The following is a 16135-nucleotide window of genomic DNA, read 5'->3' as shown; positions in this document are numbered from 1 at the left end:
GCCGGGCACGGCCCTACCGGCATTGCGAAGGTTTGATCTCGACTGGGCTGCTCAGTACCGACGCGGAACTCGCTGTTCGAGATGGGGGGATCGCAATTGTTAAGTCGAAGCTTTTGCTGTTGTCCGATTCCAGCGTTGGCCGAACCAAATCTCGTCCGCGGCGTTGAGACTCGTGTTGCGTCATCAGCCGGGGCATTTCCCATGACAAAAGGCGAGCTTTCCACCTATAGGGCGAAGCGGGATTTCACCAAGACGGAAGAACCCAGCGGCGAAAGCACAATAGCGAAATCTAACCGGCTTCGATTTGTCATTCAGAAACACGCGGCCACGCGGCTGCACTACGATCTTCGTCTTGAGCTTGATGGTGTGTTCAAGTCGTGGGCCGTTACGAGGGGACCGTCGCTGGACCCTCACGACAAACGTCTCGCAGTCGAGGTGGAAGACCATCCGCTAGACTATGGCGACTTCGAAGGCACCATCCCCAAGGGCCAATATGGCGGCGGCACCGTGCAGCTGTGGGACCGGGGATACTGGGAGCCGGAAGGCTCTATGTCAGCTGGACAGGCTTTGGAAAAAGGCGATCTTAAGTTCACGCTCGACGGTAAGCGCCTGCACGGAAGTTTTGTCCTTGTGCGCATGAAGCATGATCGCAATGGAGGCAAACGCACCAACTGGCTGCTGATCAAGCATCGCGACAAATACGCGGTGGACGGCAACGGCAACGCGGTGCTGGCACAGGACCGATCTATCGCCTCCGGGCGGAGCATGGATAAGATTGCTGCGGGCAAAGGAGCCGGACCGAAACCGTTCATGATGCAAGGGTCATCGGCGGCCGATGCGGACGCCGTGTGGGACAGCCGCGGCCATGCTGCTGACAAACGCGCCATCAAAGCGTCAAAGCCATCTCCGCGCCCCAAACGAGCTTCTCGTGCGTCGGGGGCGAAAATGCCCGACTTCATCGCACCGCAGCTTTGCCAGACGCTCTCCCGGCCGCCAGCCGGAGCGAATTGGGTGCATGAAATCAAGTTCGACGGCTACCGAGTCCAGCTGCGTGTCGAGGATAACGCCACCACATTGAAGACCAGAAAAGGCCTGAATTGGACGGACAAATTTGGCGCCATCGCAAAGGAGGCGGGCAGCCTTCCCGATGTCATCATCGATGGCGAGATTGTCGCGCTCGGCGAGAATGGCGCCCCTGATTTTGCCGCCATGCAAGCTGCATTGTCCGAGCGCCGAACAAACGATCTCATCTTCTTTGCCTTTGATCTGTTATTCGCCAACGGCGTTGATCTGCGAACGCTGCCTCTCTTGGAACGTAAGGAGCAGCTGAGCGCGATGCTGGGTAAGGTCGATCGCGGCGAGGAAAACCTTATCCGCTATGTCGAGCACTTCACCAATGGCGGCGATGCGGTGCTGCGCTCCGCCTGTCGTCTGTCGCTTGAAGGCATCATCTCCAAAAAGGCTCATGCAACCTATGTCTCGGGCAGAACCGACACCTGGGCAAAATCGAAATGCCGCGCCGGACATGAGGTCGTCATCGGCGGCTGGGCCACCACCAATGGCAAATTCCGATCGCTGCTGGTCGGCGTCAATCGGGGCGAGCATTTCGCTTACATCGGCCGGGTTGGAACCGGATACAGCGAGGCAAAGGTCAAGCAACTGCTGCCAAGGCTGAAGGAGGTGCAGGCGGTCAAGTCGCCCTTCACTGGCGATGGCGCGCCAAAAAAGGATGCAACCGTCTTTTGGACAAAGCCTGAACTGGTTGCGGAAATCGAATTCGCCGGCTGGACGGGCGGCGGCAATGTCAGGCAGGCCGCCTTCAAGGGCTTGCGCGAAGATAAGCCCGCGAAAGAGGTTGAGGCCGAGCGACCCGCCGATCCTCAAGAAACGCAGATTGCCGAACCCGGCAAGGCGACTGCCCGGAGTGGGAAAAGCCCGGTCGTCCTGGGCGTCATCATCTCCAAGCCTGACAAGCCGCTGTGGCCGAATGCCGGCGACGGTGGCCAGCCGGTCACCAAGCTCGATCTTGCAGAGTACTTTGAGGCCATTGGCCCCTGGATGATCAAACATCTCAAGGGTCGCCCCTGTTCGCTTGTCCGAGCCCCTAATGGCTACGCCGGCGAGCAGTTCTTCCAGCGCCACGCAATGCCAGGCACATCCAATCTGCTGGAACTGGTGAAAGTCTTCGGCGACCACAAGCCATATTTGCAAATTGACCGCGTCGAGGGCCTGGCAGCGATCGCCCAAATCGGGGGGCTCGAGCTGCATCCCTGGAATTGCCAGCCAGGCAACCCCGAGATACCCGGGCGACTTGTCTTCGACCTAGACCCTGGTCCCGAAGTCTCCTTTGCCGAGGTAGTAGCCGCAGCGAAGGAAATGCGCGATCGTCTTGAAGATCTGGGATTGGTGAGCTTTTGCAAGACGACGGGCGGCAAGGGCCTGCACGTTGTCACCCCATTGGCCGCCCAGCGCAACAAAACGACCTGGCCAGAGGCCAAGGCCTTCGCGAAGGCGGTGTGCATGCAAATGGCGGCGGACCGGCCGGACCTCTACCTCATCAACATGGCCAAGAAGCTGCGGACGTCTCGGATCTTTCTCGATTACCTCCGCAATGATCGCATGGCGACGGCCGTCGCTCCGCTGTCACCGCGTGCTAGGGAAGGAGCGACTGTCTCCATGCCGCTGACATGGGGCCAGGTGAAGGCGGATCTCGACCCAAAAAAATACACGGTCCGAACCGTTCCGAGCCTGTTGAAGAAGACTGTCGCCTGGGCCGACTACGACGATGGCGAAAGGTCGATTCACAGCTCCATCAAACGGCTGGGTTCTGCAAAGCTCGCCGCATGACATCTAAAGGTGAAAAACTGTCATTTGCCGTCCCATTGGACACGAAACCAATGGAGGCAAAGGCTGCAGACAAACTGCCTGATAGCGCTAGCCAATGGCAGTACGAACCTAAGTGGGATGGGTTCCGTTGCCTGGCCTTCAAAGCCAGAGATACGGCGGAGTTGCGAGCAAAATCCGGCAAGCCGCTAGGCAGATATTTTCCGGAAGTCGTCTCGATGTTGCGTGAGCTGAAAGCCAGGGAATTCGTCGTCGACGGCGAGATCGTTATCGAAGTCGATGGCTCACTTTCTTTCGACGCGCTCCAGATGCGATTGCATCCAGCGGAAAGCAGGATCCGGAAACTGTCGGCTGAAACCCCGGCCAAGCTGATCCTGTTTGATATGCTGGCCAGTCCGGATGCCAGCCTGATGCATCATCCGCTGTCTGCGCGGCGCCAGGTGCTGGATGCGTTCGTAAAGTCAGCGGGACATACCGATCTTGAATTGTCGCGTTGTACTCGGGATTTGGCGACGGCAACGAAGTGGCTTGGCGAATCCGGTCGCGGATCAACGGACGGCGTTGTCGCCAAGCTTCTCGACGACGAATATCGGCCCGGCGAGCGCGCCATGGTCAAGGTCAAACGGCTGCGCACAGCTGATTGCGTGGTCGGTGGCTTCCGCTATCTGGCGAACGCGCGCGAGGTCGGTTCGTTGTTGCTTGGGCTCTACAACGACCAGGGCAAGCTCGACCATGTGGGATTTACGTCGACCATCGCGCAGGAGGATCGATCAGAGCTGACCCAACAACTCGAAGCCTTGCGTTCGCCTCCGGGCTTTAGCGGCAAAGCGCCGGGCGGACCGAGCCGTTGGAGCACCGAGAGGAGCGGAGATTGGGAGCCATTGACGCCCCAACTGGTAGTGGAAGTCCGGTTCGATCACGTCACCGGCGATCGCTTCCGGCACGGTACCAAGTTCATGCGGTGGCGCCCTGACAAGGCTCCGGAACAGTGTACGTTCGCCCAGATATTGAGAACATGAGGCATTCGCCATCGGTGGCAACCACCCGCTGCGCACCTGATCACCGCTCATCGCAATGCTCGCTTTGGTGGATCACGGTTCTCGTCAGGGTTAGGGACAGGAAGTTCGTTGGTTATTCTCCCGGTCTGTCGGTCGGATGAGGTGTGCCACCGGCCGCGCATGGCTTTGTCTGGCAGGGAAGGGCTCTGCCAGAGGGATTTTGTTCTTAGGAGACGCACCTGCCGTCTTAGGGTTGGGTGGCGATTGATCCTCGCAGCTGCCGTTCAGGCCTTTACGTTCTATCTTGGAGCCGGCTCTCTCCGGCTCCCTGACAATAGCTGGCCAACGACCCGCCGTGGGGAATGTTCCATCTGGAGCGGAACTAGCACTGCCGGGGGCGGTTATCGTTGATCACACGGAGCACAAAGGCATGTCTGACAACGAAAACCGTCGCGAAACCGGGGCAACAAAATATCCGGCAAAGACCGGCGCCGACCCTTCGGATGCTTTCTCTCAGGACGCGGCCGGAAACAAGAAGCCCAAGAATGGCGCTGGACTGACGCGCCCCGTCAATGAGGTGGACGACAAGACCCACCAGTCAGAAGGGCAGAACCCATCCGACCACGTAAAGAGTTCCAGGCCATGAAAGGTCGACAATCTTTGGCTTGAAGGTCTGATGATGGCGGTCGCGTCGATCAACTATTTGAGGGAGCCCGCATTTTCATCTAACATCCGTGCTTGCTCAGCAGCGCGACATTTTGACTCTCTTTGGGACGGCCAGAGCAGCGGAGCAAGGTCGATAGTTCCCAACGTCTTATCGTGATGGCTTGCGGAGCATCATGAAAACACGCCGCCCTGAAAGAAGCAAAAATGAGGTCAGCGACCTTCACGCGGACGCGGTCCGTGCCTGCGGATTAACAAGCGTCATCTGATTGGCCTGGCAGGCAAATTTGCGAGAGCGGCGGAACCTTCCGGCCCCAGCAACTTTACTTCACTGAGAGGCACAAAATGAGGCCAATGCAATAGGCCTCGGCTATCACACGGGGTTGGTGTCAGCGTGGGAAGGACATGCAATGGACCTCTTCGCATTTCTTCACCACGTGGCCTCTCTCCGTAATGACGGACTTCACCCCGAACTTCTGCGTCTTTTCAGACAACGGGCCGCTTTGTCGGGGCCAACCGTTGGGAAGTTGCAGTCCCGTGGGCCACTCAGTGGAGAGCAGGCCGGTCCCAATCCTTGCCGGATTTCAAATCGGCGCTTGCCTAAAGATGTCATCCGCTTTCCTAGGAAAGCGAAATCCACAGTCCGGGGTCTCTGATGCCTCTGATCATCTTCAGATACAAGTCGGACGGAACGACGTCGGCACCATGCAGCCAATGCTAGCCATTATTAAGAACGAAGTCTGTCCGCTTTGCCGCTCATCCCTGTTGGCGACCATGCTTGCTTTGGCCGCGTGCTCGTCTTCGGAGTCCATCGAGCAGCAATCAAAGATCGCGGCGTCGGCGTCGCAGACGGCAGCCATGGTAGTCGACGCGTGGGCCGCCGGCGCCGTCCCTTCACAATATACATCGGCCACATTGGAATCGACAGCCGAAACGCTTGCTAAGGCAAGTAGGCAGATGCAGTCCGAGGATTCTCCTGAATCTCCCGAGAGGCACGATGTGATCAAGGCAATAGGTCGGCTGTCGGCTGCGGCAACGCACGTCCAAGCAGGGGTGGTGGCTGGCAGCCCCCGGCAGGTGACCCAAGCGCTGCAGGAACTTCGGACGGCTGCGACCGATCTCGCCGCCGCCGATGCCCAATATTCCCCGCCGAAATCATGAAAAAGCTGCTTGAAATCTCGCTTGGTATCGTGACCAGCGTTGGCGGCTTCCTCGAGGTCGGGTCGATGGCGACGGCCGCGCAAGCTGGCGCGACTTTCGGCTTCCGGCTGATCTGGGCAATCCTCCTTGGCACGATCTGCATCATCTTTCTTGTCGAGATGGCCGGTCGGTTCGCTGCCGTCAGCGGCCACACAATCGCCGACGGAATCCGCGAGAGGTTTGGCTTCAATGCCTTCCTGTGGCCGCTGTTGGTCACCTTACTGGTCAACCTCATGGTGATGTCGGCCGAGATCGGCGGCGTTGCCATCGCGGCGGAACTTGCGACTGGGATCGGCTTTCAATGGTGGGCGCTGCCAGTAGCGTTCCTGGCGTGGCTGTTTCTATGGAAAGGAACTTTCGGATTCATCGAGAAGGGCGTGGCGATCCTTGGTCTTGTCACACTCTGCTTCGTGGTCGCGGCGGTGATGTTGAAACCGGATTGGGGACAGGTTGCCGCAGGGGCGATGCCCAGTCTGCCGGAGTATGACGCGGCGAACTACTGGTTCATGACCGTCAGTATTCTGGGCGCGTCGATATCACCCTACCTCTTTATGTTCTATTCTTCGGGGGCCGTAGAGGATCACTGGGACAAAACCTATCTCGGCACCAATCGCGCCATTGCGGGGATGGGCATGAGTTTCGGTGGCACGATCTCGGTCAGCGTGCTGATCGTGGCCGCGCTGGTACTCGGCGCGCACGGCATAAACCAAGTCAACGATTACAACCAACTGCCGCTGATGCTGACCCCGATATTTGGTTTTTGGGGGTTTGTCCTGTTCGTTGCCTCGCTCGCGATAGCCTGCTTCGGCGCCGCACTCGAAATCGGGCTGCAGCAGGCATATCTCGTAGCGCAAGGCTTCGGATGGAATTGGGGCGAGGACCTAAAACCGCGCGATGATCCCGCCTTCTGTGGTGTTTATACGCTGTCGTTACTGCTTGCCGCGATCCCGATCGGGCTCGGCCTCGACCCGCTGAAGCTAACCATCTTCTCCATGGCAGTGACGGCGGCCAGCCTGCCGCTGACCGTGGTGCCCTTCCTTTTCCTGCTCAATGACGAGCGTTATGTCGGCGAGCATCGCAACGGCATGGTTTCCAACGCCGCGGTGATCTTCATCATCGCGCTCGGTTTCGTCCTTGCCGTTGTCAGCATTCCCTTGCAACTGTTCGGAGGTTCGTGATGGATTTGCTGCGCGATCTGCTGGACAAACAGGTCGTTGACCGTAAGCAGGTTAAGATCGGTAAGGTCGACGGATTGATCGCCGAGGTGAGGGCAGACGTGCCGCCCAGGATCGTCGCAGTCGAGCTCGGGTCGATCACGCTGGCGCGCCGCCTTGGTACACGACCGGGACGCTGGATGACATGGCTTGCGGCAACGCTTGGCGGCGAGCGCCATGCCGACCCGCACCGTATAGCGTGGGAAAAGGTGCGCGATATCGGCGTCGACATCGAAGTCGACATTGACGTGCGTAGGACCGCGATCTTCGATTGGCAGGACTGGCTGCGCGACCGCGTCATCGGCCGCATCCCGGGAGCTTGACGATGGGCACCGTCAACCTCGAACATCTTGCCGGCCGGCGGGTGCTTTCGCTGCGCGGCAAAAGCGTCGGTCGCATAGAAGAGATAGTCGCGGAGCGTCACGGTGACGATATTGTCGTCACCGAATTCCACGTCGGCATTTTCGCTGCTTTCGAGCGGCTCTCTGCCTCGGCGATAGGCATAACGATGCTGGACTTCTTTCGCCTGCGCCATCGCGATTGCCTGTACCGCATTCCTTGGGACAAGCTGGACATTTCCGATCCACTCCGACCTCGGTTGCGATGCACTCTAGAGCAACTTTCTTCTATGAAGGCCGGAGGTCAAAGCAAGCGCGAGCCGCAGTCGCCTGACAGCTTGCGGAAGGTCAGGGCGCGCACTGTGTGGAAACTTGCTCTTGGCGTTTTGCTGTGTGCAGCCGGGGGTGGTGCGGTCTTGTGGTACATGACCGAGGCGACGCCTCCGTTTGCGGATCAGGATCGGCAAATTGAAGGCCCGGGCGATGTCGCGCATGGTGAGATCGTCTTCAATGCCGGAGATTGCGGTTCATGTCATGCTACACCTGGACAGCCCGACCGGCTGAGGCTTGGCGGTGGTATGGCGCTCGCTTCACCATTCGGGACCTTTCGGCCTCCCAACATTTCCCCCGATCCCGTCGATGGTATCGGCGCATGGAGCGTCACCGACCTGGCAAATGCGCTCATCGGCGGCGTTTCGCCAAGGCATGAACATTACTATCCCGCTTTTCCCTTTACGAGCTTTACGGGTATGACGGCCGGGGACATTAGGGATCTTAGTGCCTATCTCAAGACGCTTCCCAAGGTAGCGGGACGTGCGCCGCCGCATAGTCCCGCGATCCTGTTCAGCATCCGGCGGTCGGTCGGAATTTGGAAAATGATGTTCTTTCGCGAAGGCTCAACCTCTGCGCATCTCGACGGAGACTCCGTGCATGATCGCGGTGCCTATCTCGTCGAGACCGTCGCACACTGCTCCGAGTGCCATTCCACCCGCAACGCTTTTGGCGCAATCAAACCGGACATTCGCTTTGCCGGTGGTCTCGATCCGCAAGGTACGGGATTTGTGCCAAACATCACCCAGGACAAGTTGCGCGGATGGACCGAGAATGACATCGCCACGATGCTCAAAACGGGCGAGACTCCCGACCACGGTCGCGTGGGATCTTCCATGGCCGATGTCGTGGCCAATACGGCAATGCTGCCTGACGGCGACCGCCAGGCCATCGCACGTTATATCAAAGGTCTCGCACCGATTGCCACGCCACATCCTTGAAGCGATTCCAGGAAAAATGCGAAGCGGTTTCTTGTCCTGACGTCACAGCACATCAGAGGTCATTGGGCGTAGAGATACGCGGCAAGGTCTTTGGCTTCCTGTTGCGAGATGCCAGTTGCCGGCATCGCCGTCTGTGGGGAGAAGGTCCGGGGCGAAACAATCCATGCGATCAGGTTGTCGGAATTGTTTTCCAGCACGCCCGCAATATACACACGCTTTGACAGTCCGGTGAGCGGGGGACCGGTCTGGCCGTCCGCGCCCGGTATGCCGGCGATGGTGTGACAACCGGAGCAGCCGTAGCGGCGAAAGATTTCTGGAGCGCGTTCTGGATCGCCGCCGGTCATCGTTTTGGCTAGGGTCACCCGGGTGAGGTTGTCGCGCGTGATGTTGGCCGTGACAAAAGCGGCCGATGCCGCCAGAAGAAGAACAGCCGTCAAGGTGGCGCGGCCAGCGGGAGACGCAAGCAGATCAGGCATTTTGCGGCCTTCTTTCGCTTGAGCCACGAATCCAGAGCGCCAGCATGGTCATTGCCGCTGCCGCATAGATCGTGCCAGCTGGCACCCACATGATCATGCCGGCCAATTGCTGGTCTTCCAAGGGCGTCAATCCCCAAGCCTTCGCGGCCTGGGTCTGCGCGAGATAAAGCACGCGTGGCGCGAGCGCCATCAAGGCGCCAAGAACGCCGGTATGGATCATGGTCGCGAACAGGTGCCAGGCTGAGGCGCCGTAATCGCTTCGCCAGACAATCGCCCACCAGAACAATATCGCTGTCGCAAAGAAGCTGAGATGCTGAAGGCGATGCAGGGTCGTGTTGGTCAAGGCCGCATCGAACAGCCCCGGCATGTGCCAGGCCCAGATGGCGACGCCATGGATGATGGTGGCGTTTGTGGCGCTCGTGCACCAGTCCCATGTCCCGCGTATCAGGGGTGAACGCATCAGTGACCCAGCGATGTGACGCGCTCGTCCGGACAATCCCCACAGCAGGATACCAACCGGACGCGCGAGCACGATCAAGGGGGCTGAGATAGCCATGACGATCTCATGCTCGATCATATGAAAGGTAAAAAGGTGCTCTCCAAGCCAGTGAAGCGGCGAAATCAGTGCACCCGCCAGGGTTAGTATGCCGCCCCAGTACAGCAAGGCACGGATGAGCAAGCTCCGTCTGCTTCGCCAGCCCAGTTTCACGGTGCCAATGCCGTACAGCGCGGCAAGCATTGCAAGAGGCACGACGATCCAAGGATCAAATGTCCATGGAATTCCAGAACCATGGGCCTCATCCCAGTGCGCCATTGCCGGGGTGGCGATCATGAAAGAAATCGTGGCGCCGATCAGCGCTGGCATGGGTCAAGCAGCATAGTGGCCGCCCCCTGCAACGACAGCGCAAAGACAAACGCCAGTGCGATCAGAAAACCTGTATCAAAGATAAACCGGGCTGGCTTGGCCAATCCCGCTGAAGTGGCCCATGCTGTAGCGAGGCTTGCAGTCGAGACGACGAGAAGTATGCCGGAAGAGGCCGCCGTCCAGGAAACAGTCTGGCGGCAATCGATGTAGGGCGTGATTTGTCCAAGCTGAGTGCTGAGCGCCCAGGTCACAGGCGGTATAAGGAGTCCGGCGTATCGAAGCTTGACGTTGGTCATAGGCGTGGGACCCAATACAGGCAGGCATACATGGGCAACCAAGTCGCCACCACGAAGTTCCAGTACATCGCGTTGTCGCTGACGTCCCCATAACGGCGCCCGTTGTCGCCATGGCGTGAAAACATGAGGCAGGTCAGCACCAGCGTCTCGACCAGATCAGTCACGATATGTGTGGTGTGCAGGCCGAGCATCACCCACACGATCGACCCGTAGGCGTTCTGATCCCACTTGATATGCATTGCCGGAAACTCGAACGCGCGCAGGATCAGCGGTACTAGGCCGAGCAGGGACATGACAATCAGGCCGATACGAACCTTCAACAAATCCTGGGCTCGCGCCCAGCGGGCGAGGAGGATGTTGGGGACAAGACTCGCCACCAGAAGAGCCGTCAGGGTCGTTCCGGCGAGCAGATCAGGTGGTGGGGCATCCAGGGGCCAGTGCTGTGCCAGGCTCATGAGATAGAGATAGACGACGATCGAAAGAGCGAAGCCCGTCCCTTCAATGAGCATGAACGCGAGTGTTCCCCACCAGGAAACACTCGCCGTGCCGAGGCCATGGGGCGGAAGTTCCGTTAGGTCGAGAGCGACGCTTTTCTTCATGACTCGTCTTCCGGCGTGCCCTTTGGCCAGAACCAGCCAATGAGTGCGATCGCGACTGGTAGCGAGCCCCACACAACCGCCCATGGGGTGAATATCGACCAGATCAACGTCGCGGAGGTGGCAAGTGCTGCCCATAGTGGCCAGATCGAGTCCCCGGACGACGATTCCCGCGCTTCCGGACGCGCTTCGACGACGCTGCTGACCACCAGTTCACGACGGTCGACGCGCAGGCCCGAAACGACGGCTAGCGACTTTGGGTCGTCAGACAGGGGCTCGAGGCTGCCGACCACCGGCAGCCGGGCGAAGTTGTATGGCGGCGGCGGCGACGAGGTCGTCCACTCCAGCGTCGAGGCCTCCCACGGATTGGATGGCGCAACGGTACCTGACCGGGCACTGCGTATGGCGTCGACGAAAAACAAAAGGAAGCCGGCGGCAAGTATGATGGCGCTTAGGCTGATGAACATGTTCAGGCCGGACCATGGCATCTCGGGCTGGTAGGTGTAGATGCGGCGCGGCATGCCGCGCAGCCCGAGAATATGCATGGGAAAAAAGGTCAGGTTGAAGCCGGCAAAGATCAGACCGAACACCCAGCGACCGAGGGTCTCGCTCATCATCCGGCCCGTCACCTTGGGAAACCAGTAATAAATCGCGCCGAGCAGAGGAAACACAGCGCCACCGATCAGGACATAGTGAAAGTGCGCGACTACGAAATAGGTGTCGTGGACTTGTGTGTCGAACGGGACGGACGCCACCATCACGCCGGTGAGGCCGCCAATGACGAATATGACCATGAAGCCGATGACGAACAAGAACGGCGTCTTGAAGGTCGGCCTGCCTGCCCACATCGTCGCCAGCCAGCAAAATATCTGCAATCCCGCCGGGACCGCGATCGCCATGCTCGAGGCCGTGAAGAAGCTTTCTCCAAGCCGGGGAAGGCCGGCCACAAACATATGATGGACCCATAGTCCGAATGCCAGGATACCCGTAGCGATTAACGCCATCACCATCGCCAGATAGCCGAACACTGGTCGACGAGTGAACGTCGCGACGACGGTCGACACCATCCCGACTGCCGGCAGAAAAATGATGTAGACTTCCGGGTGGCCGAAGAACCAGAACAGGTGCTGCCACAGCAGGACGTCGCCGCCTGCGGCCGGATTGAAGAAATGTGTTTCGACAAGCCGGTCGAGGATAAGGGCCGTGCTCGCGATCATGATCGCCGGCATCGCCAGGATGACAAGAAACGACGTGACCAGCATCGACCAGACGAACAAGGGGATCCTGTCCAGGGACATTCCTGGCGCGCGTTGCTTGAAGACGGTAACTACGATCTCGACGGCGACGGCGAGCGCGGAGACTTCGGTGAAGGTTATCATCTGTGCCCAGATGTCGGCTCGCTTCCCGGCCGCATATTGGGGACCGGAGAGCGGGACATAGGCGAACCAACCGACATCCGGTCCCGTATCCAGCACAAAGGCGATCCACAACAGCAAACCGCCGGCGAGATACATCCAGTAGGAGAACGCGTTGAGACGCGGGAAAGCGATGCTCCGTGTCCCCACCATCAAAGGTACGAGGTAGACGGCCATCGCCTGCATGACGGGCACGGCAAAGAGGAACATCATGTTCGTGCCGTGCATGGTAAAAATCTGGTTGTAACGATCGGGCCCTATAAAGCGGGCTTCGGGTCGTGCCAATTGCAACCGCATCAGCAACGACAGCAACCCGCCAAGCGCCAGGAAGACAAACGCCGTGGTAATGTAGCGCCGGCCTATGATCTTATGATCGACCGTCGAAAGGCCACCCCACAGGCCTGGCCGTGTTGCCCACGTTAACGCGAGGTGCCGGTCTAGCTCGGCTTCGCCGAATGCCGTGTCACGGACGCCGCGGTCATCTTCGCGCGTCATTTCAGGCTCTCCATGTAAGCGGAGATGTTCTGGAGCTCGATGCTGGTCAGAGCGACTATCGGCATGTTGTTTCCAGGCTTGAGCGTCTGCGGATCTGCAATCCAGGCCGCCAGTGAGCCGCGCGTGGTTTCCTGCAGCCCGGCGGCGATAGTCTGACGGCCGCCAATGTGTGTAAGGTCCGGCCCCGTCGTGCCGTTGGCCGGTGTACCCCGGACCGTATGGCAGGCAGCGCACGGCTTAGCCAGGAAAGCTGCCTTCCCTGCCGCCGCGTCGGGATCAGTTGGCTTCATCGCGTCATCTCGCTGCGACGCCGCCCAACGTTCGTAGTCCGCCGGCGCCTCTGCGATTACCATGATCGCCATATGGCTATGCTGCAGGCCGCAGAACTCGGCGCATTGACCCCGATAAACGCCGGACTTTTCGGCGCGCAGCAGCAAACTGTTGGACCGGCCCGGAACAAGATCCTGCTTTCCGGCGAGGCTAGGCACCCAAAACGAATGGATGACATCGGCGCTCTCGAGCAGGAGGTGAACATCCGCACCGACGGGGATGTGAATTTCGTTGGCAGTCTGAAAGCCGGGCTTTGCGTCGGTACCGGCATAGAAGACCTGCCACCACCATTGCTGTCCCTTGACCGTGATCGTAAGGGCGGCACTTTCCGGGACGCCGATACTCCGGGTGGCACAGAAACTTGCGATCGTCAGACCGGCGATGATGACTACGCTGGCGGCGACCGCGGCAATCACTGTCATTGTGAGCCGTGCCTCGGACTTCGCGCTGTCCGCGGCCGCGCGGCGGCCCCGCGCGAGTGCCAGGCCAAGCATGACCATTACCAGAATCCAGACGACAGTACACAGGATGACTGTTGCGATGATCAGGTGTTCGAGATGGATGGCAGGGCCGCCGCGCGGATCAAGCGCCGACTGATTGCCACTGCAGCCCGACGCCACGGCAATGATCGCCGGAAGAAGGGCGTGGACCTTTCTCATGGCGAAGGTCCCTGGTCTGGGTGGACATTGACCGGCCCTTCGTTGAAGAGAATTATCGCCGGACCGCGATTTTCGGCCGGGCGGGTGTGTTTGTCATCGTTGCGGCTGGGCGCGGCTATCTTCGGCGTGTAGGAACCGATCGTCTGAAGATATCCTGCGAGTTGCCATATCTGCTCGATCGTCATCCTGTCACGAAAGGCAGGCATGCCGTGCGGGCGGCCGTCCCGGATGGAAGCGGCTAGGGAAACCATCTCAGGCCCGTAAAGCCACCAGCCGTCAAGGAAACTCGGCCCAACACCGCCACGACCGTCGCCGTGGCATGCTGGGCAGCCAAACCAGGCATAAAGACGCTTGCCTTGGCTCAGATTGTAAGCGTCCGTTTCATAAGGCTTGCCGCCCGCGAAATAACTCTCGGGTGGTGTTCCGCTGATGCCGTTGTGCATGAGGCGGAACCGGTCGAGGTCGGCAGCAACCGGCGGATCGAGGCGAAGTTCTCTCGGCTGGCGCAACAAGCCGAGCAAGCCGCCCACACCGACGAGCAGCAGAAGCGCGCCAGCCATCAGCGCCGACTTCGGGTTTCCGAAGGTCCTTTCTGTCAAGCGGTTCTCTGCCCCCATGGCATCAATCATCTAGAGTTAAGTGCGATCGGCTAAGGCGGACTGGCAAAAGCTTGTATGACGGCGTCTTCGTCTTCGGGTCGTGGTGAGCCAGGGGGAAGAGCGGGTTGGTTTCAGGAAAATACGCCCCGCAGCACCCCTCCGGAATGTTGTAGGAAACGACTCTCAATCCCATGACCGTGCGCGCCGTAGCCTCATCGATCGCTGTTGTTAGATCAACAATTTCGCCATGAGCGAATCCTAGGCGGGCAATATCCTCTGGGTTAAGGAATACGATGTTGCGCATGCAGTTCACTCCACGAAAACGGTCACTGTAACCATTGATGGAAGTGTTGAACTGATCGTTGGAGCGAAGCGTCGCGAGATGAAGAACGTCGGCATTCTGCGACGTAGACAATTCCGGAAAAAGCCTATCTGGTGTAATGAAATTGGCTTTTCCGCTTTGCGTTACCCATTTGCGTTCGCGCGCCGGCAGCGGTCGTGCAAACCCTCCCGGCTTGAAAAGCCGCTTGTTGAAATCCTTAGTTTCAGGGTACGTCCCCTCGATGGCGTCTCGGATCTCCGCATAGTTACCCACCCAGGCATCCCATGGAACCTTCGTTTTGCCCAGCGTGGCCTTAGCGATGCCGCCAACAATCGCAGGCTCCGACAAGAGTGCTGGGCTGGCGGGGTTTGTCTTGCCGCGCGAGCCGTGGAAATGGGCAATGGAGCTCTCGATCGACACGGCCTGTGCCTCGGCCGTGTCGAACTCGATCAGCAAGCGATGAGTCCACAGGAGCTCCAGTTCGCTCAGCGTGTGTTTGGCGAAGAATGCGGGGGCGGCCCGTCGGGACGTGATTTCCCAGGCGGTCGCCTCGCTCCGTTTTCGCAGAATTCGAGCGGATGCGGCTGGGGAGGTTTTGCCCAGGCGCAACTGACACACATGTACCCTTCGGGCTTGTTCTGATTCGAGAACGTTCCGGAATTTGTCCATGTTACCGATCAGCCTACCGAGCCCGATGTCATAGAACTTGGTATCTGCCCGACGGTTCCCAGCACGCCGTGTTCGTTGGGGATCCTTGGAACTCGACGAGATCAGATTTCTGGTCGGTCCCGAGTGTTAAGTGAAGCGGTAAACGGGCGCCTTGTGCGCCGACCCGAAGACGGTCCGCAGCTGACAATGATTTCTCGCCCACAGCTTGCATCCTTTAAGCCGAAGGGAGTTGGATCGTCCGAGTGTCGAGACCTCACGCATGGCTGGGCCTGCAACAAGGGGCGGAGGTGGATCACGCCACAAGCACTGACCGCTTCAAGTTTGTTGGGTAAGGTGCGTTCGGCGCCGGGGTTATCTGTCTCCAAGAACGAATGCTCGCCCGGTCCGTTCTTCTATTTCCGCTTCGCATGCGTTGGTTCGGTCGCGCGTCGATGGTCCTGGCCGACTCAGGTGCTCGCGCGCGCCGCAGACGGTTTTCACGCGCTTCCTACCTGCCCGGAAGCCGGGACAAGGCACCGGCACATGGAAACGCTTTTATGACCGGTGGGCCTCGATGACGATCGAGAACATAGGTCCCGAAATGGTCGAACTGTTGCCGACGCTCGCCGAATACTGTCCGCCGGCGACGACGATCGACAAGCATATCTACTCGCCTTGGCTCGAGGGTCGCCTAAGAGCCTATCTGATGSAACAGAACGTCGACACGCTGGTCATCACAGGCGSGGAAACCGACGTGTGTGTTCTGGCCACGGTGCTCGGCGGGATCGATTTCGGCTATCGGGTGGTTCTCGTCACCGACGCGCTGTGCAGCTCTTCTGACGCGACACATGATGCACTGCTGACCGTCTATCACCAGCGCTTCGCGCAGCAGGTCGAGACGGTCGA

At 59.4% G+C, this 16135-nt stretch carries 14 protein-coding genes and 2 pseudogenes; 8 read left to right on the top strand and 8 right to left on the bottom strand.

All coding sequences use genetic code 11. From position 1 onward, the window contains the following. Window positions 1-201: 201 nt before the first annotated feature. The 7 genes from ligD to AC1DZU_RS33215 all read left to right on the top strand — a co-directional run bounded on the left by ligD (window position 202) and on the right by AC1DZU_RS33215 (window position 8528). Entirely contained in the window at window positions 202-2847 is a 2646-nt protein-coding gene (ligD, locus tag AC1DZU_RS33245) for a DNA ligase D (RefSeq protein WP_477291397.1), read from the top strand. Next, entirely contained in the window at window positions 2844-3863 is a 1020-nt protein-coding gene (locus tag AC1DZU_RS33240; protein WP_477291395.1) for an ATP-dependent DNA ligase, read from the top strand. Before ligD ends, AC1DZU_RS33240 begins: the two co-directional genes overlap by 4 nt. Window positions 3864-4272: 409 nt before the next feature. Beyond that, window positions 4273-4488: a hypothetical protein gene (locus AC1DZU_RS33235; RefSeq protein ID WP_477291393.1), complete on the top strand. Its 216-nt coding sequence runs from the start codon at window positions 4273-4275 to the stop codon at window positions 4486-4488. Between the two features lie 722 nt (window positions 4489-5210). Further along, window positions 5211-5666 carry a hypothetical protein gene (locus tag AC1DZU_RS33230; RefSeq protein ID WP_477291391.1) on the top strand — a complete coding sequence of 152 codons (456 nt, stop codon included), beginning with the start codon at window positions 5211-5213 and terminating at the stop codon, window positions 5664-5666. After that, entirely contained in the window at window positions 5663-6883 is a 1221-nt protein-coding gene (locus AC1DZU_RS33225) for an Nramp family divalent metal transporter (RefSeq protein ID WP_477291389.1), read from the top strand. The genes AC1DZU_RS33230 and AC1DZU_RS33225 overlap by 4 nt, the downstream gene beginning before the upstream one ends. Beyond that, window positions 6883-7242, top strand: coding sequence for a hypothetical protein (locus AC1DZU_RS33220; protein ID WP_477291387.1), 360 nt, complete (start codon window positions 6883-6885; stop codon window positions 7240-7242). The genes AC1DZU_RS33225 and AC1DZU_RS33220 overlap by 1 nt, the downstream gene beginning before the upstream one ends. A 2-nt stretch (window positions 7243-7244) precedes the next feature. Further along, window positions 7245-8528, top strand: coding sequence for a c-type cytochrome (locus AC1DZU_RS33215; RefSeq protein ID WP_477291385.1), 1284 nt, complete (start codon window positions 7245-7247; stop codon window positions 8526-8528). A 59-nt stretch (window positions 8529-8587) separates the two neighbouring features. Here AC1DZU_RS33215 and AC1DZU_RS33210 read toward each other — a convergent pair whose 3' ends face one another. The 8 genes and pseudogenes from AC1DZU_RS33210 to AC1DZU_RS33175 form a co-directional block, all read right to left on the bottom strand. Continuing rightward, window positions 8588-9004, bottom strand: a complete 417-nt coding sequence (locus AC1DZU_RS33210) for a c-type cytochrome (RefSeq protein ID WP_457154215.1) — start codon at window positions 9002-9004, stop codon at window positions 8588-8590. Next, window positions 8997-9869 carry a cytochrome c oxidase assembly protein gene (locus AC1DZU_RS33205; RefSeq protein WP_477291382.1) on the bottom strand — a complete coding sequence of 291 codons (873 nt, stop codon included), beginning with the start codon at window positions 9867-9869 and terminating at the stop codon, window positions 8997-8999. Before AC1DZU_RS33205 ends, AC1DZU_RS33210 begins: the two co-directional genes overlap by 8 nt. After that, window positions 9857-10165 (bottom strand): hypothetical protein, encoded by a 309-nt coding sequence (locus AC1DZU_RS33200; protein WP_457154213.1) that lies wholly within the window; start codon window positions 10163-10165, stop codon window positions 9857-9859. The genes AC1DZU_RS33205 and AC1DZU_RS33200 overlap by 13 nt, the downstream gene beginning before the upstream one ends. Then, window positions 10162-10764: a cytochrome c oxidase subunit 3 gene (locus AC1DZU_RS33195; RefSeq protein ID WP_457154212.1), complete on the bottom strand. Its 603-nt coding sequence runs from the start codon at window positions 10762-10764 to the stop codon at window positions 10162-10164. The genes AC1DZU_RS33200 and AC1DZU_RS33195 overlap by 4 nt, the downstream gene beginning before the upstream one ends. Then, window positions 10761-12671, bottom strand: coding sequence for a cytochrome c oxidase subunit I (ctaD, locus tag AC1DZU_RS33190; protein ID WP_477291379.1), 1911 nt, complete (start codon window positions 12669-12671; stop codon window positions 10761-10763). Before ctaD ends, AC1DZU_RS33195 begins: the two co-directional genes overlap by 4 nt. Next, complete coding sequence (gene coxB / locus AC1DZU_RS33185; protein ID WP_477291377.1) at window positions 12668-13660, bottom strand: cytochrome c oxidase subunit II; 993 nt, start codon at window positions 13658-13660, stop codon at window positions 12668-12670. The genes ctaD and coxB overlap by 4 nt, the downstream gene beginning before the upstream one ends. Then, window positions 13657-14220, bottom strand: a complete 564-nt coding sequence (locus tag AC1DZU_RS33180) for a c-type cytochrome (protein ID WP_477291415.1) — start codon at window positions 14218-14220, stop codon at window positions 13657-13659. Before AC1DZU_RS33180 ends, coxB begins: the two co-directional genes overlap by 4 nt. A 61-nt stretch (window positions 14221-14281) precedes the next feature. Beyond that, window positions 14282-15040 (bottom strand): annotated as a pseudogene (locus AC1DZU_RS33175) (molybdopterin dinucleotide binding domain-containing protein); the annotation flags it as partial. Between the two features lie 652 nt (window positions 15041-15692). Here AC1DZU_RS33175 and AC1DZU_RS33170 point away from each other — a divergent pair. After that, a pseudogene (locus tag AC1DZU_RS33170) lies at window positions 15693-16135 on the top strand (cysteine hydrolase family protein); the annotation flags it as partial.

It is taken from the genome of Mesorhizobium sp. P2_A12, assembly GCF_056405075.1.
The sequence above is the reverse complement of the archived record's forward strand: the minus strand, read 5'-3'. Positions and strand labels throughout refer to the sequence as shown.